The following is a 24,870-nucleotide window of genomic DNA, read 5'->3' as shown; positions in this document are numbered from 1 at the left end:
CGGGACGAACTGGCAACAAGCTGGCGGCGAACGACCGCTCGCTGGCAGAAGGCAGGAAAACGCTGGACGAAAAAAAGCCCGCTGCTGTGAGCGGGCTTAATCCATATCAGGAGGAGACATGGAGGAGACAGGTCCAACTATACACAGCCGTCTGACGCGACGCAACAACTTTTTAAGGGAAAACCCGCAATGTGGCTATTTTGTCGCACGGGAACTCACAAACCGCCACCAGGGATTCACCGAAGGTCAAAAACGTGCCAGATCGCGACAGACACCGACGTCAATGACAGCGCAAGATCCGGCGCGTCATGGCCGGTACGTGAGGCTACAGTGGGGCCATCCAGACAGGCACTTCGAGGAGTCATGACATGACCGCCGTCCCGCATGTGAAACCCGGGAACGCCGTCGCCGCGCCAAACGGCGAGTGGACGACCGACGCCGCACGCTGGCAGGCCGTCACCTCGCGCGACGCCCGCGCCGACGGCGCGTTCTTCTACGCCGTGCGCACCACGGGCGTGTTTTGCCGCCCGTCCTGCGCGTCGCGGTTGCCGCGACGCGAAAACATCGAATTTTTCGCCGATGCCGACGGCGCCCGTGCCGCCGGCTATCGCGAATGCAAGCGCTGCCGCCCGGGCGGCCTGCCGCGCGAACTCGAAATCGTGCGACGTGCGTGCGAGGCCCTCGACGCCGACCCGCAGCAACGCCTCACGCTCGCGCAACTGGGCGACGCCGTCCACCTGAGCCCGTTTCACCTGCAGCGCCTCTTCAAGCGCGTGCTGGGCGTCTCGCCGCGCCAATACCAGGCAGCGCGGCGCGGCGCCGTGCTGCGCGACGCGCTCGGCGAGGGCATCGACGTCACGCGCGCGAGCGCCGATGCCGGCTTTGGCTCCTCGTCGCGGCTCTATCACAGCGTGCCGGGCGAGCTCGGCATGGCGCCCTCCGCGTATCGCCGCAAGGGCGCGGGGCTGACGATCCGCTACGCCTGTGCGCCCACGCCGCTCGGCTTCGTGCTGATCGCAGCCACCGCGAAGGGCATCTGCCGGATCGCGTTCGACGACGACAGCGCGACGCTCGCCGCAGGCCTCACGGCCGATTTCGCGAACGCGCAATGCGTCGAGGACGCCGCAGCCATCGCGCCTTTCGTCGCGCAGATCGACGCTTACCTGCACGGCCGCAGCGAGCGTTTCGACCTGCCGCTCGACGTTGCCGCGACGGCGTTCCAGCAGCGCGTCTGGGCCGCCCTCCAGCGCATTCCCTACGGCGAGACGCGCAGCTACACGCAGATCGCCGAGACGCTCGGGGCACCGCGCGCAGTGCGCGCCGTCGCGAGCGCCTGCGCGTCAAACCCGGTGGCGCTGGCGATTCCGTGCCATCGCGTCGTGCAGAAGGGCGGCTCGCTGGCCGGTTATCGGTGGGGGCTCGAACGCAAGGCGGCGCTCATCGACGCCGAGGCGCGCGCGGGCGAGATGCATCATGGCGGCACGCACGCCGATGCCATCCAGGCAAGCGGCCCCACACCGCAACCCAAAAAGGGCATGAAGGGCGTCCGACCCGCCCCGAATCGCGCCAACACGCCGGAGACCGCCGCTTGAGCGCCATCGCCCCGCAACCCCGAGCGCAATCCCAATCGCAAGCACCAGCGCAAACGCAAAGCGCCACGCTCGAACTGCCGTTTCGGGCGCCGTACGACTGGCCGCGCGTGCTGCGCTTTTTCAGCGGCCGGGCGACGCCAGGCGTCGAAGCCGTGGAGGACGGCGCCTGGCTGCGCGCGATCGACTTCAACGGCGCGAGCGGCACGCTCGCCGTGCGTCGACATGCGCGCAAGCATTGCCTCGTCGTGCAGATCGACGGGCCCGTCAGCGCGCACGCGGCGGCGCTCGCCGCGCCGCTCTCGCGCATGTTCGACCTGCAGGCCGATCCCGCCGCGATCGCCGCGCATCTGCGCGCCGATCCGTGGCTCGCGCCGCTCGTCGCGGCCGTGCCGGGCCTGCGCGTGCCCGGCGCATGGTCCGGCTTCGAACTCGTGGTGCGCGCGATCGTCGGCCAGCAGGTGAGCGTGAAAGCGGCGACGACGATCGTCGGGCGCCTCGTCGAGCGCGTGGGCAAACGCATCGACGCCCATGAGCACGCGCGCACCGCGTGGCGCTTTCCGACACCCGCCGCGCTCGCCACCGCCGATCTCGCGGGCATCGGCATGCCGGGCAAGCGCGTCGCGGCGTTGCAGGGCTTCGCGCAGGCCGTGGCGAGCGGCGCGGTCGTCATCGAACGCAAGGACGAACGCAACGACAACAGCGTCGCAAATCGATCCAAAGATGCTCGCGCGGACAATACGCCGCAGCCACGCGGAAAACGTCAAGACAGACGAATCGACGCTTTAACGTTGGCGGCGTCGGCATCCAACGACCTCGACGCCATGCGCGCCGCGTTGCTCGCGTTGCCGGGCATCGGCCCGTGGACGGTCGAGTACGTCGCCATGCGCGCGTGGCGCGACGCGAACGCGTGGCCGGCCACCGATCTCGTGCTCATGCAGGCGATCGCGGCGCGCGATCCGGCGCTCGTGCGCGCGACGCAGCAGCGCACGCGCACCGACACATGGCGCCCCTGGCGCGCTTACGCGGCCATGCATCTGTGGAACGAAATCGCCGACCGCGCGGGCGCGGCGCGCGGCGGCTGAGCGCAAGGGCAACACGCAGGGGCGCGGCGGCGTCGCTCCGGTGCGAGCGCACGGCGGCGCGCGCAAAACCGTGCCCGAAGCAGCCTCAAGCAGGTCTTCCGGCTAGATGTTAAAGTGCCCGCTACCGAAAAGAATCCCGGCCGCCAGGCGCGCGCAGCACCGCGCCGCCGACCCGAGCCCGACCAGCCTCAATGCCAGACACGACCTCTACACGCACGAACGACGTTCTCTCCCAGCGCCTTGCCGTGCTGGGCGACGGGCCGCATCGCGACGCGCTCACGCGCGGCCTGCGCGGCATCGAGAAGGAGAGCCTGCGCGTGACGCACGACGGCCGTCTCGCCACGACGCCGCACGCCGTGGCGCTCGGTTCGGCGCTCACGCATCCGTCGCTCACGACCGACTATTCGGAAGCGCTGATCGAGATCATCACGCCTGCGGAGCAGGACCCGTCGATCACGCTCGAGAAGCTCGACGAGCTCCATCGCTACGTCTATACCGTGCTCGCGCGCGATGGTGAGCTGCTCTGGAATTCGTCGATGCCAGGCCTCTTGCCCGACACCGACGACGACATTCCCATCGCGCGCTATGGCAGCTCGAACATCGGCCGGCTCAAGTACGTCTACCGCATGGGCCTCGCACTGCGTTACGGGCGCACGATGCAGTGCATCGCCGGCATTCACTACAACTATTCGCTTAACGAAGACGTGTGGCGCGCGCTGCACGCGCATCACCAGTCGACGGCCACGCTCACCGAATACCAGTCGGAGCGCTATCTCGCGCTGATCCGCAATTTCCGCCGCACGAACTGGCTGCTGATGTACTTGTTCGGCGCGTCGCCGGCGCTCGATGCGCGCTTCCTGCGCGGCCGCGAGCACAAGCTCGAGGCGTTCGACGCCGATACGCTCTATCTGCCGTATGCAACGAGCCTGCGCATGAGCGACCTCGGCTATTCGAACACCACGGGCCAGTCCGCGCTGCGCGCCGACTACGACACGCTGTCGGGCTATCTCGACGCGCTCGCGCAGGCCGTGAGCCAGCCGTATCCGCCGTACGAGGCGATCGGCACGCATCGCGACGGCGAGTGGGTGCAGATCAACACGAACGTGCTGCAAATCGAAAACGAGTTCTACTCGACGATCCGCCCCAAGCGCGTGACGCATCCCGGCGAGCGGCCGCTGCATGCGCTCGCCGCGCGCGGCGTGCAGTACGTCGAGGTGCGCTGCATGGACATCGATCCGTTCGAGCCCACCGGCATCTCGCTCGAAACCGCGCGTTTTCTCGATGCCTACCTGCTTGCGTGCGCGCTCGACGAGAGCCCGCTCCTGCCCTCCGAAGCCTGCCTCGAATCGAATGCGAATTTCGGTCGTGTGACGAAAGAAGGGCGCCGCCCTGGCCTCGCCTTGAAGCGTGACGGCAAGGACGTGTCGCTGCATGACTGGGCCGGTGAGTTGTTCGACAAGATCGGCCGCGCGGCGGCTACGCTCGACGCGGTGCGAGGCGGCGACGAGCATGCGCGCGCACTCGCGGCACAACGCGAGAAGCTTGCCGACCCCTCGCTCACGCCTTCGGCGCGCGTGCTGCAGGCAATGCGCGATACCAGGCAGTCCTTCCTGCAGTTCTCACTCGCGCAAAGCGAACGGCACGCCGCGCAATTCCTCGAGCGTCCGCTCGACGCCGCCGCCACAGCGCAGTTCGAAGCGCTCGCGCGCCAGTCGCTCGCGGAGCAGGCGCAACTCGAACGCGACGAAGTCGGCTCGTTCGATGCCTTCGTCGCCGCGTATCGCGCTTATACGCTCAATCGCTTCAGCGTCTGAGCCATGCGCCGCTGCGGCGCGCTCATCCCATTGCATTCGCCCCAGGCACCGCATTTGCTCGCAACACCCATGCGCAAATGCGGTCCAATCAGGGTAGGCGTTGCGTTGCCGGACCCTTCAACGGGTTCGCGATAACCACGCCTCGCGAACGAAGCTGTGAACACCAAAAAACGCACGGGCCGCGCGCCGCGCGGCACACTCTGGGAGGAACCCACGCGATGAAACGAATGCTTGCGATCCTGCTGTGCGCGACGGCTGCGGCCTGCACGTCGAGCGGGCAGGTCAATCCCGACGTCATGCAGATCGCGACCGCGCCGCTCACCTGCTCGAACAAGGCGGAATGCGATCTCTGGTGGCAACGCGCCCAGGACTGGGTGCGCAGTCATTCGAAGTACGAAGTGCAGACCGTGACCGACACGCTGATCCAGACATCGGGGCCGGGCGGCGGCAGGCGCCTGCTCGCGTATGAGATCACGAAGTCCGCCAACAGCGACGGCACCGCCACGATCGGCTTCGCCGCGCACTGTGACAGTTCGCTCGGCTGCAAGCCCAACCCCTGGTCGGCGGGCGCGGCGTTCAAGCAGTTCGTGCGCACGGGCGTCGATGCGCCCATTCCCGGCGACACCACCACGGGCGCAGGCGGCGACACGGCTGGCGTGAGCGGCGCGGCTGTCGCTGAACCCGCGTCCAGCGCGCGTTGATCCCTGCCGATGGCCCTGGCCGCGGTTGACTCGCGGCCAGGGCGCAAGCCTCCCGCCACGGATTGCTAATCGAATCGATTCGAATCGATTCGAATCGATTGCCGATCGAAGCGTCGTCCGATCGAAGGAAGGAACGGGGCGCCAAGGGCTGGGCGCATTCGTCTGCGCTGGCGCTGGCGTTGAAGAGCCGGCCGTGCGGCCATCATGCGCACCTGCCGGCTGCGAGAGCATCAATGGCCCATCGCCGCGCCCGCGCCTTTTTTCGGCTTCGTCACCCACACCAGCACAGCCAGCACGACGAACATCACGCAGGAAATGCGGAAGAAGTCGTTGGTGGCCATCATGTAGCCCTGCGTCGTCACGACGTCGTTGAGCCTCGCGGTGAGACTCTGGCCCGCGTAGCCGAGGCTCGCAAGTGCATCCTGGTAGGCGATCGTGTTCTGCGAATACTGGCTCACCGATTCGGAAAGCCGGGCGTGGTGATAGATCGCGGCATCTTCCCAGAACGTCGTGCTCACGGCCGTGCCGATCGCGCCCGAAAGCGTGCGCAGAAAGTTCGAAAGGCCCGCCGCGCTCGCAAGGCGCTCGTCGGAAATGCTCGACAGCGTGATGGTCGTCATCGGCACGAAGAAGCAGGCCACGCCGATGCCCTGCACGAGACGCGGCAGGATCACGTGGTTGAACGGCACGTCGAGCGTGAACGTGGAGTTCCAGAGCGAGACGACCGCGAACACGATAAAGGCGAAGCTCGCGACCATGCGCAGGTCGAGCCGGTGCATGTTGCGCCCGATGAGCGGCGAGAGAACGAGGGCGAGCAAGCCCACCGGTGCGGTCGCGAGGCCCGCGAGCCCCGCGGTGTAGCCCATCACGGTCTGCAGCCAGAGCGGGAAGATCACGACCGAGCCGAAGAAGGCCATGAAGCCGAACGAGATGATCATCGCGCCGAGCGCGAAGTTGCGGTCGCGAAAGAGCGAGAGGTCGACCACGGGCTCTTTCTCCGTCGCCTCCCACGCGAGCATGAACGCGAGCGACACCGCCGCGACGATGGCGAGCGTGACGATGAACGTCGAGTTGAACCAGTCGCGGTCCTTGCCGAGGTCGAGCATCATCTGCAGGCATGACACGCCGATCACGAGCAGCGCGAGGCCCACGGCGTCGATGCGCTGCTTCGTCGTCTTCGTCTCGCGTCCGCGCAGCAGCAGGTACGCGCAGATGCCCGAGAACAGACCGATCGGCACGTTGATGTAGAAGATCCACGGCCAGGTGTAGTTGTCCGTGATCCAGCCGCCCATCACCGGTCCGAAGATCGGCGCGACGATCACGGTCATCGCCCAGAGCCCTAGCGCGAGGCCGCGCTTGGCCGGTGGATACGAGCGCATGAGGATGGTTTGCGAAAGCGGCACCATCGGCCCGGAAACGAGCCCCTGCACGAGCCGGAACGCGATGAGCGTCTCGAAGTTCGCAGCGAAGCCGCACGCTGCCGAAGCCAGCGTGAAGAGCAGCACCGAGAGCGTGAAGAGGCGCACTTCGCCCACGCGGCGCGCGAGCCAGCCCGTGAGCGGAACCGCGATGGCGGAGGCGACCGAATACGACGAGATGACCCATGTGCCCTGGCTGTTGGCCACGCCCAGATTGCCCGAAATGGTCGGCACAGCCACGTTCGCGATCGAGGTGTCCAGCACCTCCATGAACGTGCCGAGTGCGAGCCCGACCGTGAGCAGCGCCAGCGTGCCGCCGGAAAACGGTGCGGGTTCGGCCTGTGCGGGCACCGGGAGGGAAGCGTCCATGTTCCGTGTCCTTAACTGGCAATCCGTTGCCGTTGCAGGAAACCGCCTGCGTGCGCCGGTCCGCCATTGCGTGTCTGTGCATTTTCTGCCCAGACAGTGAAATGTTCAAAATAAGGCGCGTGCTGCGCTGCCGCGCGACGCGCTGCTTTCTAGCCGCTATTCCCCGGTGTGGGCGTTTTCTCCGCGTTGCCGGCGTCGTCCACGGACCCGCATAGGGGGATGGTCGAACTGTCATTGGCGATGAAGCGTTGCAGCAAATGGACGAGCGTCGTGACTTCGTCGGGCGCGAAGCCGCGCAGTTGCTCGGTCATCACCGCGGCGATCAGATCGGGCAGTTGCTGCGCCGCTTCACGGCCCTGCTGCGTGAGCACGAGTTCCACCACGCGCCGGTCTGCCTGGCTGCGCTGGCGCACGAGAAAGCCCTTCTTCTCGAGTCGGTCGAGCATGCGCGTCATCGAGCCCGTGTCGTACGACAGCACCCGCGACATCTCATTGGGCGTGCGAGCGCGCTCGAACCACAGCAGGAGAATCACGCCGATTTGCGACGACGTAAGCCCAAGCGGCGCAACCGCGCGATCCATACGCCCCGCGAGCACGTTGCGCGCAGTCGAGAGGAAATAGCCGAGACTCGGCTCGACGCCAACCTTCGCCGGAACGAAAAGACCGTCGCTCATGACAATTCGCTTTGCTGCATCTCGAAAACGAGCGAATTATAGCCGGTTGTTTCGCTGCTCAGGCAGATAAATCGATGGGCAATCACGCACGCGGCGGGCACTGCGAGCGGCGCAAAAAAACAACGGATCGATTGACGCAGCGCAAAGCACGTTGTGATTTGATTGCATAGTCAATATTATGACAGGCAATCAACTCTATTCTTCCTGCTCACCATTTCGCGCACCGCGCCATGCTTTATCTGATCAACGCGCTCGGCGGCCTCGGCCGCTCCGTCACCGACATCGCCCGCCTCACGTTCGCGAAGGCCGGCGCGTCGTCGCGCTGGCGCAAGCTCGCGTTGTACACGGCCATGTTCGCGCTGCCCGGCGGCTCGCTCGCCGTGGTCGCGATGGTGTGGGCACGGCGCCGGCGCGCGCAGCGCGAGACGGCGTCGGCGGGGGCCGTCGTGCCGGTCATGCCGGCGGCTGCGATGCCTACGCCGACATGCGGCGGCGGCCAGCTCGTGTGCCGCGCGCCGAAGCGCCGTCGTAACGACGCGTAATCTGCGCGCCACGCACCGTAACACTCGCCAAGCCTTCCAACGCGTAAGCTTTCGGATTCCGCGCAGCGCGCGGCGCGTGCGCTACGATTGCCGCCACGCGACAAACCCGTGTGCGCCCACAGGCAGCACGCCGCGCGGCTGGCCGCCTGACCTGGCGCCGACCGCATCGACAGGAATTCTTGCATGCCTTGCCGTTTCGTCCTCCCCGGTTTCGCCGCCGGGCCCGGGGCGCGCCGCGCGCCCACGCTCGCCTTGCTGTGCGCGGCCGCCGCGCTCACGTTCCAGCTGACCGGCTGTGCCGTCGGCCCCGACTATCACCGGCCCGCCGCCGCGGTGCCGGCTTCGTTCAAGGAAACGCCCGAAGGCTGGAAGGTCGCGCAACCCGCCGATACCGCCGATCGCGGCGCCTGGTGGCTCATCTACGACGACGCGCCGCTCAACGCGCTGATGGATCAGCTCAACGCCAACAACCAGACCGTCGCGCAGTACGCCGCCGCCTATCGCCAGGCGCGCGCGCTCGTGGGCGAAGCGCGTGCGGCGTACTTCCCGGTGATCAGCGGTTCGTTCTCGGGCACGCGCTCGCGCACGCCCACGCGCGTGTCCAACGCGAGCGGCAGCTTCCCGAGCGGCACGATCACGAACAACGTCAACCTGGGGCTCGACGCCACCTGGGAACCGGACCACTGGGGCAAGGTGAGCCGCACGGTCAGCTCGCAGGAGGCGAGCCAGCAGAGCGCCGCCGCCGATCTCGCAAACGCGCGCCTCTCCGCCCAGGGCACGCTCGCGCAGACGTACTTCACGTTGCGCTCGCTCGACTCCCAGCAGAAGCTGCTCGACGATACCGTGCTCGCCTACCAGAAGTCGCTGCAACTCACGCAGAATCAGTACGCGCAAGGCGTGGCGGGACGCGCCGATGTGATCCAGGCGCAAACGCAGCTGCAGTCGGCCCAGGCCGCCGCGATCGACAACGGCGTGGCGCGTGCCCAGGACGAGCACGCGATCGCCGTGCTGGTCGGCCAGCCGGCGTCGACGTTCTCGATCCCCCCGTCGCCGCTCACCGCCACGCCGCCCGTCGTGCCGCTCTCGATGCCTTCGGCGCTGCTCGAGCGCCGTCCCGACATCGCCTCGGCCGAGCGCAAGGCCGCGGCCGCCAACGAGCAGATCGGCGTCGCCATCTCGGCGTACTTCCCGTCGCTCACGCTTTCCGCGAGCGGCGGCTTCGAAAGCTCGGTGTTCTCGCAGCTCCTGCAGATGCCCTCGCGCTTCTGGACGCTCGGGCCCTCGCTTGCCGGCACGATCTTCGACGCCGGCCTGCGCAGCGCGCAGACCGAAGCCGCGCGCGCGGCTTACGACGAGCAGGTGGCCACCTACCGCCAGACGGTGCTCGCCGCGTTCCAGGACGTGGAGGACAACCTCGCTTCGCAGCGCATCCTCGGCCAGGAAATCGTCGTGCAGCAGCAGGCGGTCGAATCGGCGCAGCACGCGCTCGCAATCGTCACGAACGAGTACAAGGCGGGCACAACCGATTTCCAGAACGTGCTCTCCGCGCAGACCACGGCGTTCACCGCGCAGCAGAAGCTCGCGAGCATCGGCGGCGAACGGATGGTGTCGTCGGTCGGGCTCGTGAAGGCGCTCGGCGGCGGCTGGGACGTCTCGCAGATGGACCGCGAAACCGGCAGCGTGGCCGCGCCGGCGGCGGCATCTGCGGCTGCCGCTTCGGCGACGATCGACGGATCCGTGCCGCCGAGTGCGACTGCCGCGCAGCCACATTAACGAGCAAAAACGGGCAGAAAGCGGATAGAAGCGCGGCGCGCCCCTCGGGGCGCGCGCTCAACGCATGAATGTCAGCGCGACGGTGCCCGGACCGCTCGGCCGGCCGAGCAGGTTCAAAAGGCCCGCCAGGTTGTCGCGCTGCTCCGGCGCCGCGCTCGCGGTGCCCTGAAACGAGGCCGACGCGCGCGAGAACATGCCGTGCCCGTCGAGCAACAGCGGTCCCTTTTGCGTCGAGAGATCGAGCGTCGACGAGGCCCCCTGCGCCTGCACCACCACCTGATACGTGCCGAGCGGCTTCACGAGCGAAACGCGCGAACTCATGTCGGCGAGCGAGACGGTCAGTCGGCCGAACGCCTCGGCGCCGAAGGTACGCCACGGGCTCCACGCGAGCCGCACCTTGCCGTCCAGATCGAGCGTGTTGAAGGGGGCGCCCAGGCCCGCAAGCAGCGAGGCCGGCACGGCGATCTCGCCCGCGCTCACGTTCGCACCGCGCAGCGTGGCCTCGAGCGTCACCGCGTCGGGCATCGCCTCGGTCTGCAGCATCTGCATGCGCACGCGCGCGACGAAGAGCGGCCAGAACGCCGTGCGCCAGACAATGCGCCCAGGTAGCAGCGTCGCACCGCTCGCGTCGTGGCCCGCGGCGAGCATCAGCGTGGCGGAACCGTTCCAGAGCGAGCCCTCGGGATCGACGAGATTCACGTGTCCTTGCGTCGCGCGTGCGAACTGCGGAGCGATCCAGGCCGCGGGCAGGCGCGCGAGCATCACCACGCCGCTCGACAGCACGCCCACGATCAACCAGGGCAACGCGGCGCGCAGGCGCCGCATCCAGTAAGTCATGTAGCGATCTCCACGGCGTGCGTCAGCGCGTATTCGCCGGTTGCAGCGAGGCCGTCAGGTCGACCTGGCCGTCGGCCTTCAGCGCGCTCACGTGCGCCTCGACCACCTGCACCTTGAATTGCTTGCGCACGTCGTCGAGCCACGCGGTCCACGCGGCGAACGATACGTTCTTCATCTGCACCTGCACCGTCGTGCCGATCAATTGCACTTGCGGCACCTGTGCGCCCGAAAGCGCGTGAGCGGCGAGCGAGGCCGTGAGCGCGTCCTTGAGCGCCTGGCCACCCGGCGCGACGCTCGCCGCCGCACCGGCCAGGGCGCGCGCCTCGTCGGCCTGGGCCGTCATCTGTGCGAGCGAGCGTTGCATCGCGGGCAGCGTCTCGCGCAGGCGCGCGCGGCCGTCGGCGGCGGGCTGCCACAACACCGACCAGCCTATCGCCACCGCGAGCACCGCGCCGCCCCACGTCAGCAGCATCTTTTCGCGCGGCGTGCGCGCTTCCCAGAAACCGGTCCAGGCTTCGGCCCATGCGCCGTTCACAGCCGTTGTCTTCACGATGCGCTCCTGATGGTCCACTTGCCCGTGCTGGCATCCGCCGTGCCCGCGAGGCCGTTGCGCGCGAGCCGCCTCGCGAGATCGGCGTCGACGTTGACGCCTGGTTTGAAGGTCACGTCCAGACGCCGGTCGTGGTAGTCGAGCGCCGCGATGCCGTTGGCCGGCACGGGCCCGAGCGAGCGCGCGAGGCCGTCGGAGAGCGCGAGGAAGTCGTCGGGCGAGGGCTCGCCCGCGGCGAGGCGCAACTGCTGCAACTGGCGCGACATCTGTCCGGCCGGGTCGAGTACGACCGTGGTCTTCGGGAATGCATTGAGAAGCAGCTCGGTCATCTGCGCGCTGATGGCGTCGCGCTGGCGCGCCATCATGAGCCACTGCACGTTCGCACCCACGACAGCGACGGCGAGCGACGCCGCCACGAGTGCGATCGGCACGCGCAGGCGGCGCAGCGTCGCACGGTCGAGGCGCCACGGCTGCGCGGCGAATTCGAACTGGCAAAGGTCGAAGCGGCAGGCAAGGGCGCGGCGCGCGAGGGCCTCGAAGGCGAGCGTTTGCGCGCCCGGCAGCGCGGCCAGCAACGACGTGCGCGCGGCGGCGCTCGCCGGCTCGCCCGGCAGGTTGGTCAGAATATAGCCCGAGACCGGCGCCTCGCCGGCGAGCGCCGCGACGGTCGCGGCAACGCTTGCGGGCGGCACCGCGAAGCCCTCGGCCAGCGCGCCGCGTACGATCGCGAGTTCGAGCGCCGTATCCGGGGTGGCCGCCGCCGGCTCCGGCGCGCCGCCCGGCAGCAGCGTCGGCGCGGTGGAGACGACCCGCCCGAGCACGCACGCGGTGACGGGTTCGAGCGCAGGCGTGTTCGTGCCCGGAGCATTGCTTGCCCCGCGCGCCTTGGCCGGTTCAACCGGTTCAATTGGTTCAGCTGGCCCAGCCGATTCGGCCGCTTGCGCCACAGGCAGGCAGCGCGCTACCGGCACCGCGCGCAGATTGCGGTGTCCCGCAGCGGTGAAGCCCTCCACGAGGAAGCGAAACCAGCCGCGATCGATGGCCGCGACGACCTGGCGTCCATCGGGAAGACGCTGCGGATCGAGCGCGAGATGGCAGGTCTGCGCATCCTGGATCAGATGATCCTCGACCACGTTCGGCAACGCCTGGCGCAACCGCGGCCCCTTGAGCGGCGGCACGACCGCGGCGAGCGTGAGCAGGTCGCGTGCGGCGATCAGCAGGATGGCGGCCGAGGCCTTCGGCAGCAGCCCGAGCGTCGCGCGGCCCGCACGCTGCGTGTTGCCAGCCTTGTCGAGCAGCACGAACGGCAGTTCCGGCAGTTGCCATTCCTGCGAGTGGACCGCCGGGTCGCGGGGCGGCATGAGAACGATCAGCGTGCTCAAACGCACCTCTTTTCGATGTTGGTCGGGGACGGATTCATGGTTCGTCGCGAACGCGCACGATGCGCGTCGTATGGGTGAGGGGGTCGCGCCAGACGAGCGTCGTGCGGTCCACCACGGCGCGCTCGTGCTGCACGCGCCCGTGCACCAGAAAATAGCTCGTGTTGACGTCCATCTGCGTGGTGTCGATCGAGACCTGCTTCACGCCGACGCCTTCGAGCGCGAGCTGCACATCGCCCACGTTGCGAAAGAATACGTTCTGCCGATGCGCGACGAAGGCCTGCGCGCTCGATAGATTCATGCCCGTCACGATGGACGCGATCACCTCGGCGCTCGCGGTGTTCATGTTCACGGGCGTCACGGTAGGCAGGATCGTGACGAACGGGCGCAGCCGCGCCACGGCTTCGGGCGTGAAGCCGGGCACGTCGAGCAGCGAATCCACGCTCGTCATCACGAGCGGCGCGACGGCGCTGTTGGTATCGGCATCGGCGAGGCCCGGGTTGTCGGTGTACGTGCCGCCGCCCGTCGAGCCGCCGCCTGCGAGCGTCTGGGTCTGCGACGTGCCGCTCGTGGCCGTGCTTTGCGTCTGAAAGCGCGTGACGGAGTAGGCGAGACCCGAGCGCAGATACACGGCGGTGTTCTTCGCGAGCTGCGGGTCGATGCCGAGTATCTGCAAGAGGCGCGCGAATGCCTCGATCTGCGTGAGGTTCAATTGCAGCGAGCCTGGCGCCGTGCTCGCGACGAGATCGCGCAGGTTGAAGCGCGCCTGGGCGTCCTCGATCGAGCCCGAAAGCCAGGTGTCCGCGCCCTGATCGGCGCGCACCTCGCCGATCTGGCCGAGGAAGTCGGATAGGCGCGTTTTCGCGAGCGGCACGCCCCACGCACCGCCGAGATAAGTGATGCCAGCCGACGTATCCGCTTCGGAGCGCAGCACGAGGCGCGTCCAGTCGAGCGCGCCGCGCGCGATCCATTGCGCCTGGGCCAGGAGGCGCTGGTTCTCGATGCGGCGCAACTGCACCTGCTGACGCCACAGCATGCCCGAGACGAGGATCGCCGAGAGCGCGACGACCAGCAGCGCGCTGATGATTGCCGCGCCGCGCTCGGTACGCGAGCGCATGCGCGATGCGCGCAGGACGCGCGGGGCACGCGTCAGTCGCTTGGCGGAGATCCGTTGTGTGCGCAACGTCATTCCCCCACCAGGAACACACGGGTCACCGGCTGCGCCAGCGAGCGCGAACCGACGCTCACCTGCAAGCCCGTTACCGCGCGCGGCGCCGGTGCGTTGCCAAGCTGCGGCACCTTGAGACCGTTGTTGTTGTCGGTCAACTGCGCGCGCACGTCCTGCATGTTCGAGGTCCAGCCGGTTTTCGGCACATAGAGCCGCGCGTTGATGACATCCACGCCGCGCATCATCGGCAGCGCGCTCCAGTCGCCGCTTTCGCCGCCGCGCAGCGAGCGCCGCAGCTCCCCGAGATTGGCTAGTGGCGGCGACGCATAGCGCACGACCTCGCCGTCCGTCACGCGGTAACGCACGACCTGCAGGCGCGGCGCGGCGCCGGGCGGTACCGCGAACGCGCGCACGATCTGCAGCGCGCCGCCTTCGAGCGAGACGGCGAGGCCGCCCGCTTCGTCGTCGGAAGCGGCTTCGCGCGCATCGATACGCATCTGGTCGAACATCTGCGCGAACACGCGCTCTTCAGCCATCGAGCGCGTGATGGTCTCGCGGCCGCGCACGATCGCGTCGAGGCCGCGCCACGCGAGCAGCGCCACCACGGCGAGAATGGCAATCGCCACGAGCAGTTCGATCAGCGTGAAGCCGCCCGCGCCGCCGGTGCGCCTCGCGCGGTCACAGCGAGCGGTTTGTCTCATTGGCGAGCACCGTGACGAGTTGCGCGAGATTGCCGGCGCGGCCGGGCGTCGTCACCGACACCTCCACGCGGCGAAAAATGGGGTTGGGCGTGGCCGTGACGTGCTGCGTGCAGGTCAGACGCAGATTGCCCTGCGAGCAGTCGAAGCGACGCTCGCCGATATCGGGCCACGTGTGCGCGAGACGCAGCTGCGCAAGCGTGTTGTCGGCGCTCCAGCCCGCAAGCAGGCGGTCGTGCAGATCGGCCTCGCTCGCGGCGAGATTGCCTACGGCGCGCATCGAAGCGGCGAGGGCGATCGCGATGATTGCGAGCGCAACCAGTACCTCGATCATCGTGAAGCCGCGCGCGCGAACGAGCCGAGTGCCGCGGCGGCGCAGGCTCGCGCGCACTTCACCACGCTTAGGACTGAGCATGTCAGCGCACCTCGAAACGGCCGGTGCCGGTGCCGACGATCGTCGCGCTGCCCGCCGCCGAGAAGAGCGTCACCTGCACCGGCACATCGACGGCCTCGGTGCCGAACACGAGCCGGCTCGCGCGCGTCTCGTCGCTGCCGGGGTAGGTGATCGCCACGTTCGTCACGCCGCCTTCCCAGCGGCGCTCGCCGAGCAGATCGTCGCGCAGCGGTCGCCAGCCGTCCTCGGTGCGAACGTCGAAGCGAAAGCCGCCCGGGAGCGGCTCCCACGCGATGGGCCGCGCGCGCACTTGCGCCTCGTCGCCCGCCGATTCGAACAGGAGCGCGAGGCGCTGTGCCTCTTCGTTCAGGTCCGTGCGCGGATTGCGCGAGAGCGTGAGCGAAGCGAGCGAGATGAGCAGTCCCGCGATCAGCAGCACGACGAGCATTTCGAGCAGCGTGAAGCCCGCCGCGCGCGAGCGTTTGCTCGCGCGTGGGTATCGGCGGTCCCGGCGTGGGGAAGGGCGGCGCTGTTGCATGAATGCAGGCTGGCTGATTGGCTAACTGGCTGACGACGGATGCAGATACGGGTGAGAACGCGCCGCAGCCGGGCTGCGCGAGGCGGGATCGAAGCCGCCTCGCGTGCCGGAGGGCACAGTCGCTACTGCCAGGACCCTACGTCGGCGTCGTTTCCCTCACCGCCGGGCTTGCCGTCGGCGCCGTAGCTGAACACGTCGATCTCGCCGTGCACACCCGGATTCAGATACTGGTAAGCATTGCCCCAGGGATCGTTGGGCAGGCGCTCCAGATAGCCGCCGTCCTTCCAGTTGTTCGGCACCGGGTCGGTGGTCGGCTTCTGCACGAGCGACTGCAGCCCCTGGTCCTGGGTGGGATAGCGGCCGTTGTCGAGACGGTACAGCTTGAGCGCCTGCATGATCGTGCCGATGTCCTGGCGCGCGGCGACGCGGCGCGCTTCATCGGGACGACTCATGATCTTCGGCACGATCAGCGCGGCCAGAATGCCGAGGATCGCGATCACGACCATGATTTCGATGAGCGTGAAACCGCGTTGGCGGCGCGCGCGCATTCCTTCGCGCATCGGCTCGCGCGGTTCCCCGACTTCGGCACGCCGTTTGGCCCACATGGACATGACTTCCTTCCTCCCTCACTAGATATGGTTGCGGCGTACGCCTCGCGCGCCGCGCTTTGCCCCGAGCGCGATGCAGCTTGCCGTTGCTTTCGCTGCGGCCGCCGCACGCGTGACGGGTCATTGTAATGTCACACGATGACGCCTTTATCATGCTCTGGAGGCATGGCAAACGCGCACATCAAAAAATTCATAAACCTTCGTACAATGAGCGGATGAACCCACTGCAAATCCGCCTCCTCTCCCTCGCCGCATTTGCGGTGTTCTGCGCCACGACCACGTGGTGGACTATCACGCTCGCCACGAATCGCGCGGCGCCGGTGCAGGCGGCCGCAGCACAGGCACCCGTTTCGCTCGACCAGGCCGGCACGCTGTTCGGCGGCAAGCTCGAGCGCAACCCCGTGCAGGACATTCACCTCTTCGGCATCCTCGCGCTCACGCAGGGCGCCGCGGCCATCGTGAGCGTGGGCGGCGAACCGGCGAAGGCCATCTCGCTCGGCGGCCCGATCGACCAGAACTCCACGCTCGCCGAAGTGCGCCCCCGCTCGATCGTCATCGACCGCCACGGCGTGCACTCCGAAATTTTCCTGCCGCCCAACGCCGCCGGCCCCACCATCTATATGCGCTGAATTTCACGCGCTAGCGCCGCGCCTCGTGCAGTTCGTACCCCTTACTGCACGAGGTTGTTCAGCTCGATGATCGGCAGCATCACCGCGAGCACGATCACGAGCACCACGCCCCCCATCGCCAGGATCAGGAGCGGTTCGAGCAGGCTCGTGAGGAACATCGTGCGCCGCTCGAGCTCGCGTGCCTCGCCTTCGGCCGCGCGGTCGAGCATCGTCGTCACGTCGCCGGTCGCCTCGCCCGAGCGGATCAGGTGCACGAGCACGGGCGGAAACGTCTTCGTATTGCCGAGCGCGCGAGAGAGCGACGTGCCTTCGCGCACGCGCACGATGGCTTCGTCGATGTTCGCGCGCATCGCCTTGTTCGAGAGCGTCTCGCCCGCCGCCTGCAGCGCGCGCAGGATCGGCACGCCCGCTGCGGAGAGAATGCCTAGCGTGCTCGCAAAGCGCACGGTGTTGTAGCCGCGAACGAGCTTGCCCGCAAGCGGTGCGGTGAGCATCCAGCGGTCGAACGCGAGGCGCGGGCCAGGCCGGCGCAAGGTCGCGCGCACGATCCACGCAACCAGCGCCACGGCGATCAGCACCGCCCACCACCACTCACGCACGAACGCCGAGAGCGCCATCATCACGATGGTCAAAAAGGGCAGTTGCTGCCTGGTGCTCGCGAACACGTTCACGACCTGCGGCACCACGTAGCTCAGCAAGAACGTGACGATGCCGAACGCGATGATCGTCACGATCGTCGGATACGTGAACGCGAGCACGATCTTCTGCTTGAGCGCGTTGCGCTGCTCGATGTAGTCGGCCAGACGCGAGAGCACGATGCCAAGCTTGCCGGTATGCTCGCCAGCCGCCACGAGCGCACGGTAGATATCCGGAAAGTCGCGCGGATGCTGCTCGAGCGCGCTCGCGAGCGAGTGGCCGCCCAGCACCTCCGCGCGAATGGCCGCCATCAGTTCGCGTATGTAGTCGCGCTCGGCCTGCTCGGTGAGCACCGCGAGCGCCTCGCCGAGCGGCAGGCCCGCCACCAGCAGGCTCGCGAGCTGGCGCGTGAGAATCGCCTGCTCGCGCGTGGAGAGCCTGCGCCCGAGCGCGAGCCGTTGCTGGCGCGCGCCGCGCGTGCGGCTCGCGGCCGGTTCGACCACGAGCGGCGTAAGGCCCTGGCCGCGCAACTGCACGCGCGCGCCGCGTGCGCTATCGGCGTCGAGCACGCCTTTTTGCGCCTTGCCCGTGGCGTCGATGGCTTCGAAGCGAAATGCCGGCATCTTGCTGATCGCCTCCGCTTATTGGCTATCCATCATGCGCCGCCCGTCACGCGCAGCACTTCTTCGAGCGAGGTCCTGCCGGCGTCGAGCCAGCGCTCGCCGTCTTCGCGCAGCGTGCGCATGCCCTGCGCGCGCCCGGCCGCGAAAATTTCCGCGTCGGCGGCGTTGCGGTGAATGAGCGCGCGAATCGGCTCGTCGATGAGCAGCAGTTCGTACACGCCGCGCCGGCCCGTGTAGCCGGAGTGGCTGCAACGCTCGCAGCCCACCGGGTGCCAGCGCTTCGTGCCGTCGTCTTCCACGTGCTCTTCCTTGCAAAGCGGGCAGAGCTGGCGCACGAGCCGCTGCGCGAGCACGCCGAGCAGCGAAGAGGCGAGCAGATACGGCTCCACGCCCATGTCCGTGAGACGCGTGACGGCGGACGCTGCATCGTTGGTGTGCAGCGTCGCGAGCACGAGGTGGCCGGTGAGCGAGGCCTGCACGGCGATCTGCGCGGTTTCGAGGTCGCGGATTTCACCGATCATGATGATGTCCGGATCCTGACGCAGGATCGAGCGCAGCGCGCGCGCGAACGTCATGCCGATGCGCTCGTTCACCTGGGTCTGGCCGATGCCCGAGAGGTCGTACTCGATCGGGTCTTCCACGGTCATGATGTTGGTCGTCGCGGTTTCGAGGCGCGACATCGAAGCGTAAAGCGTGGTCGTCTTGCCCGAGCCTGTGGGCCCGGTCACGAGCACGATGCCGTGCGGCTTCGCGATCAGCTGGTCGAACTTCGCGAGCGTGTCGGCGGCCATGCCGAGCGTTTCGAGATTCAGGCGCTGCGCGTCCTTTTCGAGCAGACGCAGCACCGCGCGTTCGCCGTGGCCCGTGGGCAGCGTGGACACGCGCACGTCCACCGGACGCCCGCCCACGCGCAGCGTGATGCGGCCGTCCTGGGGCAGGCGTTTCTCGGCGATGTCGAGCTGCGCCATGATCTTGATGCGCGAGATCAGCGCGCCGTGCAGCGCCTTCTTCGGCCGCACGACGTCGCGCAGCGTGCCGTCCACGCGAAAGCGCACCACCGAGGCATTTTCGAACGGCTCGATGTGGATATCCGATGCCTGCTCGCGCGCGGCCTGAGTGAGGAGCGCATTGATCATGCGGATGATGGGCGCGTCGTCTTCGGATTCGAGCAGGTCTTCCACTTCGGGAATGTCCTGCATCAGGCGCGAGAGATCGACTTCGCCTTCCACTTCGCCCACCACCTGGGCCGCGCTGCCGTCATGGCGCGCGTAGGCCTGGTTGATGGCCTGCGCGAGCTCGTCGGCGGGCACGCGCACGAGCGAAAACGCGCCGAAATTGCGCGCGACTTCGGCAATCGCCGCACCCGAGGTGCGCTCGCTGATCCACACTTCGAGCCCGTCAGCGTGCTGCTGCGCGACGAGAATCTGCCCGCTCTTCGCGAAGCCGTACGGCACGAGCCGCGCCGCGAGCGGCGAGGGCGCCTCCCGAGGCTCCGCGCCGTCGTGGCCGGCCTGCGCAGACGGGCGGGGCGTGTCGGACGTGCTCAAGGCTGCGTCCTCGGCTGGGTGACGAGCGGCTGTTGTGCCGATGGGTCTTGCCCGGGCACGGATTGCGTGGGCATTGTCTGTGCTGGCGCGCTCTGCGCGGGATCAGCCGGCTGCATCTGCGCGCCGTTTGCGGGCGCCACGGGCAGCGACCGTACCACCTGCTCACGCCGCATCTTGTCGAGATCGAACAGGTTCAACGCCGATCCGCCTTCGCTCGGGCCGAGCGGCATCGGCGGCACCACCGGGTCGTCCCTGTCCTTCATCAGGTTGTTATCGGACTTGAACGCGCCCGTGATGCCCTGGATGTAGTCGTAGCGATTCGACGTCACCGCGAGCGCCGTGTCGCGATCGCTGATGATCACCGGACGCAGGAACACCATGAGGTTGGTCTTCTCGCGTGTCTTGTTTTCCGAGCGGAACAGCTGGCCGATCCACGGAATGTCGCCGAGCAGCGGCACCTTGCTGTTGCTGACCTGGTAGTTGTCCTGCATCAGGCCGCCGAGGACGATGATCTCGCCGTTGTCGGCAAGCACGGTCGACTGGATCGAACGCTTCGTGAATTCGGGGCCGGCCGGGTTCGTCGTCGCGTTGGTCGTGCCGGCCACGATCGCCGAATCTTCCGTATACAGCTGCAGCTTCAGGATGCCGCCCTCGGTGATCTGCGGCTTGATGTGCAGCGTCAGGCCGACGTCGACGCGGTCGTAGGTATTGAACGCCGTGCTCGTCGTGCCGCTCGTGAGGTTCGAATACGAGCCCGTCTGGATCGGCACGTTCGTACCGACGACGATCTTCGCTTCCTGGTTGTCGAGCGTGATGAGGTTAGGCGTGGAGAGCACGTTGGCGTCGCTCGTTTGCGACAGCGCCTGCAGCAGCGCGCCGAGCCCCTGCACGCCGAAGATGTTGTGTATCCAGCCCACGTTCAGGCCCTGCTGGAGGTTGCTGGTCGCGAGCGCGCCTGCGAGGCCTCCGGTCGCGCCGTTGGCCACCGCCGCCGCCGTCAGGTTGATGATGCTGTTGCCGCTGCCGGTGGCGAGATTGGTCCCCGCGTACACATTGCCGCTCGCGACCTGCCACTGAATACCGAGGTTCGCGTTCGTGTTCGAGTTCAGCTCGACGATCAGCGCTTCGATGTAAACCTGCGGGCGGCGCACGTCGAGCTGGTCGATCACGGTGCGCAGGTTGCGGTAAACCGCATCCGGCGCGGTGATGATGAGCGAATTCGTCGCGGCGTCGGCCTGGATCATGCCGCCGCCGCCCGTGTCTTCCTCGCTCTCCTTGCTGTTGTCGCCGAGAAACGGCGCGTTGGTGTTGATGTTCGACGAGCTGCCGCTGCCCGACATCGGGCTGCTCGACGACGAACTCGAGCCAAGCGAGCCGCTCGGCAGCGGCGGCGTGCCGGAAGTACCGGTCGACGTGCTGCTGTTGCTGCTGCCGCTCTGGTTGAAACCATTGGCGTTGCCGCTCGACGACGTGTCGCTGCCGCCCTTGCCCATCATGCCGCGCAGCGTTTTCGCGAGCGTGACGGCATTGGCGTTGCGCAGCGCCACGACATGCATGTTGCCGGGCTGGCTCGTGGGGGCGTCGAGCTGTTTGGCGAGCTCTTTGGCAGCGGCGAGGCGCTGCGCGTTCGAGGCGCGCAGCATGACCGAGTTCGTGCGCGGGTCGGCGATCACGGTGACCTTGAGCGTCGGGTCCGAGCCGCCGATCGCGCCCGGGTCGAGCATCTTTTGCAGCGTGGGCGCGATGTCGAGCGCGTTCGCGTTCCTGAGCGGCACCACGACCACCTGCTGGCCCGCCGCCGTGTCGACGCCCGCGATGATCGCGGCGATGCGGCGCACGTTGTCCGCGTAGTCGGTCACGACGAGCGAGTTGTTGGCCGGATAGGCGGCAATCGTGTTGTTCGGCGAGATGAGCGGGCGCAGCACGGGCAGCAGGTTGTTCGCCGACTCGTTCCTGAGCGTGAAGACCTGCGTCACCACCTGGTCGCCGCGCGCGGTGGGCGCGTTGCCGACGTAGGTCGGCACGCCCTGCAGCTTGGCGTCGGCCTCGGGCACGACCTTCAGCACGCCGTGGTCCTGTACGAGCGAGAAGCCCTGCATGCGCAGCGCCGACTGCAAGGTCTTGAGCGCCTGGTCCTCGGGCACGGGGTTCTCGGAGACGAGATTGAGCTGCCCCTTCACGCGCGGATCGACGATGATCGTTTTGCCGGTGGCGGCGCCAATCGCCTTCGCCACCTGGTCGATATCGGCGTTGACGAAATTGAGCGTGACTTGTGCGTGCGCAAGCTGCGCCGAAATCAGTCCGCTCACGAGCAGCGCCGTGGCGACGCGACGCAAAGCCATACGAGTTCTTCTCATGGGTGTCATATCGAAGCCGGCGGCAGACGCGCGCGGCCATTCGTCCTCGACGTACGGCCGAAGGGCCGCCTCGCCTGTGCTTTCCCGACCGGTCCCGGCGCCGGTACTCCCCAACCCGGACATCCGTTGGTCAACAAAAGTTGGAACAGTAGCAGTTTTTCGTGTCCAATTTGTCACAAAAAAGGGCTCACTGGGGAAATCTTCTAATCCCAAAGCCGCTTCAGCCGCCATTCTCAAGCTATTTGTAAGCATTCGGGCGCCTCGCGAGCCTCGTCGCGCGAATTTTCCTTCGCTTGCGGCGCCTCGGCTTGCCCGGCCAGCCAGCTTGACGCGCGATCGACGACCGGTATCATACCTGCGGCCCGAAGCACCGCCGAACGCCGCTGCCGCGCGGCTTTCACGCTGACAGGAATTGCCGCAGAATTTGTCGGAATTCACGTCAGGCAGCGAGAGATTTCGCCATTCTTGAAGCTGCACGGGCCCGTTCGTTGGCCGCGCAACGGTTGCGCCGCCCGTTTCAACCCTTTATCTTCCATCTGCCTCTCTCGCGCGAACGCCAATGAAAGCCACCTGGTCCGCAACGCTCAGCGCCGCCGTGATGCTCGCCATCGCGTGCGCCAGCACGCTCGCGCACGCGGACTGCTTCGACGAGGCCGCGCGCTACCAAAAGGTCAATCCGTTGATCCTGCGCGCGATCGCCTGGCAGGAATCGCACAACCAGCCCGACGCGGTACACAGGAATGCGAACGGTTCGACCGACTACGGCGTGATGCAGATCAATTCCGTCCATCTGCCGTCGCTCTCGCAATACGGCATTTCGACCAGCACGCTGATGGAGCCCTGCAAGAACGTCTATATCGCCGCGTGGCATCTGCGTCAGAAGATGAACAAGTACGGCAACACGTGGGCCGCGGTGGGCGCCTACCATTCCGAAACGCCCGCGCTGCGCGACCAGTACGCACAGCAGATCGCCGCTATCCTGCGCAAGTGGAAGCTGATGCAGTAGTGGTGTAGTAGCGCGGTGAGCGCAGCGCGCTCGCACCCCAAAGCGGCACGGGCTCTGCGCGGCGCGCGTGCATGGTGCAAAATGTCGGCTGGCGCCGCGCCCATGCGCGCGGCGTTCGCCACTCCACTCCCCGTTTTCACTTTCTGCACCTCACTGCGATGAACCAGCCGCCACTGCCCGTCACCGTGCTCTCCGGTTTTCTGGGCGCGGGCAAGACCACGTTGCTCAACCACATTCTCTCGAACCGCGCCGGCCTGCGCGTGGCGGTCATCGTCAACGACCTCGCCTCCGTGAATATCGACGCCGCGCTGGTGCGCGACGCCTCGGCGCTCTCGCATGTCGAGGAGCGTCTCGTCGAGATGTCGAACGGCTGCATCTGCTGCACGCTGCGCGACGACCTGCTCACCGAGATCCGGCAGCTCGCCGACCCGGCGCGCGCCGGGCAGCGCTTCGACGCCATCGTGATCGAATCGACGGGCGTCGCTGAACCCATGCCGATCGCCGAAACCTTCACGTTCGCCGGCGACGATGGGGCCGCGCCCGGCGAGTTCGCTCGCCTCGACACGATGGTGACCGTGGTCGACGCGTTCAACTTCCTGCGCGACTACGCGAGCGCCGAGCAGCTTGCGGAACGCGGCGTCGCGGCGAGCGAAGAAGACGACCGCACGATCGTCGAACTGCTGGTCGAGCAGGTGGAGTTCTGCGACGTGCTGGTGCTGAACAAGGCCGACCTCGTGAGCGAGGACGAGCTCGCGCGCCTGCAGCACATTCTCGCGCGCATCAATCCACGGGCGGTGCAGGTGGTGAGCCGCTTCGGCGCCGTGCCGCTCGAAGAGGTGATCAACACAGGCCGCTTTGATTTCGACGCGGCATCGAGCGCACCGGGCTGGCTCGCATCGCTGCACGAGCATGACCATGACGCGTGCGACGACCCTTCGCACTGCCACGATCCGGCGCATGCCCACGCGCCGCGCAATGAAGCGGACGCGTACGGCATCAGCAACTTCGTTTATCGCTCGCGCCGGCCGTTTCATCCCGAGCGTTTCTGGACGCTGCTGAACCAGGAGTGGAAGGGCGTGTTGCGCTCCAAGGGCTTTTTCTGGCTCGCCACGCGCAACGACGTGACGGGCGCGCTCTCGCAGGCGGGCGGCGTGTGCCGTCACGGTCCTGCCGGCACCTGGTGGGCCGCGCTGCCGCGCGCGCAGTGGCCGCAAGACGCCGAGCTCGAAAGCGAAATCGCCGCCGACTGGTTCGGCGACCTCGACGATCCGAGCATCGGCGACCGCCGGCAGGAACTGGTGATGATCGGCGTGGACCTCGAGCGGGACGCGTGGCGCTCGAAGCTCGACGCGTGCCTGCTCACCGATGCGGAATATGCGGCAGGCCCCGATGTCTGGCAGGGTTACGCGGACCCGTTCCCCTCGTGGGAGCTCGACGACGAAGACCACGATCACGACCACGATCACGGCGGCGCGCACGGCGAAATCGTGCACCGTCCAGACTGAGCGAAACGACGCGACCAACGAACGGTCAACAAGCAACCAGCCAACGACGGCGCCGCAAACCTGCGGCGCCGTCTGTCTTTACGCCCGGGCAACGCGCGCCCGGCACGCTTCGCGCGTTGGGCCGCGCAGGCGAAAAAAACCCGCCAGGGGCGGGTGTCAACTTAAAGCGGCAATGCTTTAGCGCTTGTTGACGGCGTCCTTGAACGCCTTGCCAGCCGTGAACTTGACGGTCTTGGCAGCGGGAATCTTGATGGTTTCGCCGGTCTTCGGGTTGCGGCCCGTACGTGCCGCGCGCTTGCCCGAACCGAAGCTGCCGAAGCCGATCAGCTGAACCGCGTCGCCCTTCGACACGGACTTCTTGATCACCTCGAGGAGCGTGTCCAGCGTCTCGCCGGTTTGTGCCTTGCTAGCGCCCGTCTGTGCTGCGACA

At 67.6% G+C, this 24,870-nt stretch carries 23 protein-coding genes; 9 read left to right on the top strand and 14 right to left on the bottom strand.

The window, feature by feature from the left end; translation table 11 throughout:
- Nucleotides 1–368: 368 nt before the first annotated feature.
- The 4 genes from ada to VMJ11_RS22930 all read left to right on the top strand — a co-directional run bounded on the left by ada (nucleotide 369) and on the right by VMJ11_RS22930 (nucleotide 5,189).
- Nucleotides 369–1,592 (top strand): bifunctional DNA-binding transcriptional regulator/O6-methylguanine-DNA methyltransferase Ada, encoded by a 1,224-nt coding sequence (gene ada / locus VMJ11_RS22945; RefSeq protein WP_325622065.1) that lies wholly within the window; start codon nucleotides 369–371, stop codon nucleotides 1,590–1,592.
- 74 nt (nucleotides 1,593–1,666) lie between these two features.
- Nucleotides 1,667–2,674 (top strand): DNA-3-methyladenine glycosylase family protein, encoded by a 1,008-nt coding sequence (locus VMJ11_RS22940; protein ID WP_325622071.1) that lies wholly within the window; start codon nucleotides 1,667–1,669, stop codon nucleotides 2,672–2,674.
- A gap of 191 nt (nucleotides 2,675–2,865) precedes the next feature.
- On the top strand, nucleotides 2,866–4,488 hold the full coding sequence (gene gshA / locus VMJ11_RS22935) for a glutamate--cysteine ligase (RefSeq protein WP_325622063.1): 1,623 nt from the start codon (nucleotides 2,866–2,868) through the stop codon (nucleotides 4,486–4,488).
- 218 nt (nucleotides 4,489–4,706) lie between these two features.
- Nucleotides 4,707–5,189, top strand: a complete 483-nt coding sequence (locus VMJ11_RS22930) for a hypothetical protein (RefSeq protein WP_325622061.1) — start codon at nucleotides 4,707–4,709, stop codon at nucleotides 5,187–5,189.
- A 230-nt stretch (nucleotides 5,190–5,419) separates the two neighbouring features.
- Here the strand turns inward: VMJ11_RS22930 and VMJ11_RS22925 are convergent, their stop codons facing one another.
- Both VMJ11_RS22925 and VMJ11_RS22920 read right to left on the bottom strand, forming a co-directional pair.
- Nucleotides 5,420–6,976, bottom strand: coding sequence for a DHA2 family efflux MFS transporter permease subunit (locus tag VMJ11_RS22925; RefSeq protein WP_325622059.1), 1,557 nt, complete (start codon nucleotides 6,974–6,976; stop codon nucleotides 5,420–5,422).
- A gap of 149 nt (nucleotides 6,977–7,125) precedes the next feature.
- Nucleotides 7,126–7,650, bottom strand: a complete 525-nt coding sequence (locus tag VMJ11_RS22920; RefSeq protein ID WP_325622057.1) for a MarR family transcriptional regulator — start codon at nucleotides 7,648–7,650, stop codon at nucleotides 7,126–7,128.
- Between the two features lie 230 nt (nucleotides 7,651–7,880).
- Between VMJ11_RS22920 and VMJ11_RS22915 the strand changes: the two genes are divergently transcribed.
- Nucleotides 7,881–8,192: a hypothetical protein gene (locus VMJ11_RS22915; protein ID WP_325622055.1), complete on the top strand. Its 312-nt coding sequence runs from the start codon at nucleotides 7,881–7,883 to the stop codon at nucleotides 8,190–8,192.
- A gap of 183 nt (nucleotides 8,193–8,375) precedes the next feature.
- Complete coding sequence (locus VMJ11_RS22910; RefSeq protein ID WP_325622053.1) at nucleotides 8,376–9,965, top strand: efflux transporter outer membrane subunit; 1,590 nt, start codon at nucleotides 8,376–8,378, stop codon at nucleotides 9,963–9,965.
- 57 nt (nucleotides 9,966–10,022) lie between these two features.
- Here VMJ11_RS22910 and gspN read toward each other — a convergent pair whose 3' ends face one another.
- From gspN to gspG, 8 genes are all read right to left on the bottom strand, one after another.
- Complete coding sequence (gene gspN / locus VMJ11_RS22905; RefSeq protein WP_325622051.1) at nucleotides 10,023–10,802, bottom strand: type II secretion system protein N; 780 nt, start codon at nucleotides 10,800–10,802, stop codon at nucleotides 10,023–10,025.
- A gap of 22 nt (nucleotides 10,803–10,824) precedes the next feature.
- Nucleotides 10,825–11,352 (bottom strand): type II secretion system protein GspM, encoded by a 528-nt coding sequence (gspM, locus tag VMJ11_RS22900; RefSeq protein WP_414694455.1) that lies wholly within the window; start codon nucleotides 11,350–11,352, stop codon nucleotides 10,825–10,827.
- Nucleotides 11,349–12,734, bottom strand: coding sequence for a type II secretion system protein GspL (gspL, locus tag VMJ11_RS22895; protein WP_325622049.1), 1,386 nt, complete (start codon nucleotides 12,732–12,734; stop codon nucleotides 11,349–11,351). The genes gspM and gspL overlap by 4 nt, the downstream gene beginning before the upstream one ends.
- A gap of 34 nt (nucleotides 12,735–12,768) precedes the next feature.
- Nucleotides 12,769–13,848, bottom strand: coding sequence for a type II secretion system minor pseudopilin GspK (gspK, locus tag VMJ11_RS22890; RefSeq protein ID WP_325622047.1), 1,080 nt, complete (start codon nucleotides 13,846–13,848; stop codon nucleotides 12,769–12,771).
- A gap of 68 nt (nucleotides 13,849–13,916) precedes the next feature.
- Nucleotides 13,917–14,600, bottom strand: coding sequence for a PulJ/GspJ family protein (locus VMJ11_RS22885; protein WP_325622045.1), 684 nt, complete (start codon nucleotides 14,598–14,600; stop codon nucleotides 13,917–13,919).
- Nucleotides 14,578–15,012 (bottom strand): type II secretion system minor pseudopilin GspI, encoded by a 435-nt coding sequence (gene gspI / locus VMJ11_RS22880; protein ID WP_325622043.1) that lies wholly within the window; start codon nucleotides 15,010–15,012, stop codon nucleotides 14,578–14,580. The genes VMJ11_RS22885 and gspI overlap by 23 nt, the downstream gene beginning before the upstream one ends.
- Before the next feature lies 1 nt (nucleotide 15,013).
- Nucleotides 15,014–15,529, bottom strand: a complete 516-nt coding sequence (locus tag VMJ11_RS22875; protein WP_325622041.1) for a GspH/FimT family pseudopilin — start codon at nucleotides 15,527–15,529, stop codon at nucleotides 15,014–15,016.
- Between the two features lie 122 nt (nucleotides 15,530–15,651).
- Nucleotides 15,652–16,089, bottom strand: coding sequence for a type II secretion system major pseudopilin GspG (gene gspG / locus VMJ11_RS22870; protein WP_325622067.1), 438 nt, complete (start codon nucleotides 16,087–16,089; stop codon nucleotides 15,652–15,654).
- A 263-nt stretch (nucleotides 16,090–16,352) separates the two neighbouring features.
- Here gspG and VMJ11_RS22865 point away from each other — a divergent pair, with 263 nt between their 5' ends.
- Entirely contained in the window at nucleotides 16,353–16,766 is a 414-nt protein-coding gene (locus VMJ11_RS22865) for a type II secretion system protein N (protein ID WP_325622039.1), read from the top strand.
- A 41-nt stretch (nucleotides 16,767–16,807) separates the two neighbouring features.
- Here the strand turns inward: VMJ11_RS22865 and gspF are convergent, their stop codons facing one another.
- From gspF to gspD, 3 genes are read right to left on the bottom strand one after another with little or no spacing between them, the layout of a single operon-like run.
- Nucleotides 16,808–18,025, bottom strand: coding sequence for a type II secretion system inner membrane protein GspF (gspF, locus tag VMJ11_RS22860; RefSeq protein WP_325622037.1), 1,218 nt, complete (start codon nucleotides 18,023–18,025; stop codon nucleotides 16,808–16,810).
- 32 nt (nucleotides 18,026–18,057) lie between these two features.
- On the bottom strand, nucleotides 18,058–19,572 hold the full coding sequence (gene gspE / locus VMJ11_RS22855; protein ID WP_325622036.1) for a type II secretion system ATPase GspE: 1,515 nt from the start codon (nucleotides 19,570–19,572) through the stop codon (nucleotides 18,058–18,060).
- Complete coding sequence (gspD, locus tag VMJ11_RS22850; RefSeq protein ID WP_325622035.1) at nucleotides 19,569–21,914, bottom strand: type II secretion system secretin GspD; 2,346 nt, start codon at nucleotides 21,912–21,914, stop codon at nucleotides 19,569–19,571. Before gspD ends, gspE begins: the two co-directional genes overlap by 4 nt.
- Nucleotides 21,915–22,488: 574 nt before the next feature.
- On the opposite strand from gspD, the gene VMJ11_RS22845 reads away from it, so the two are divergent.
- Entirely contained in the window at nucleotides 22,489–22,935 is a 447-nt protein-coding gene (locus tag VMJ11_RS22845; RefSeq protein WP_325622033.1) for a lytic transglycosylase domain-containing protein, read from the top strand.
- Between the two features lie 158 nt (nucleotides 22,936–23,093).
- Nucleotides 23,094–24,440 (top strand): GTP-binding protein, encoded by a 1,347-nt coding sequence (locus tag VMJ11_RS22840; RefSeq protein ID WP_325622031.1) that lies wholly within the window; start codon nucleotides 23,094–23,096, stop codon nucleotides 24,438–24,440.
- A 177-nt stretch (nucleotides 24,441–24,617) separates the two neighbouring features.
- Here VMJ11_RS22840 and VMJ11_RS22835 read toward each other — a convergent pair.
- A partial coding sequence (locus tag VMJ11_RS22835) for an HU family DNA-binding protein (RefSeq protein ID WP_325622029.1) occupies nucleotides 24,618–24,870 on the bottom strand: 253 nt, incomplete at its 5' end.

This window comes from Paraburkholderia sp., assembly GCF_035501035.1.
GTDB lineage: Bacteria > Pseudomonadota > Gammaproteobacteria > Burkholderiales > Burkholderiaceae > Paraburkholderia.
This window is presented reverse-complemented; position numbering and strand designations above follow the sequence as displayed.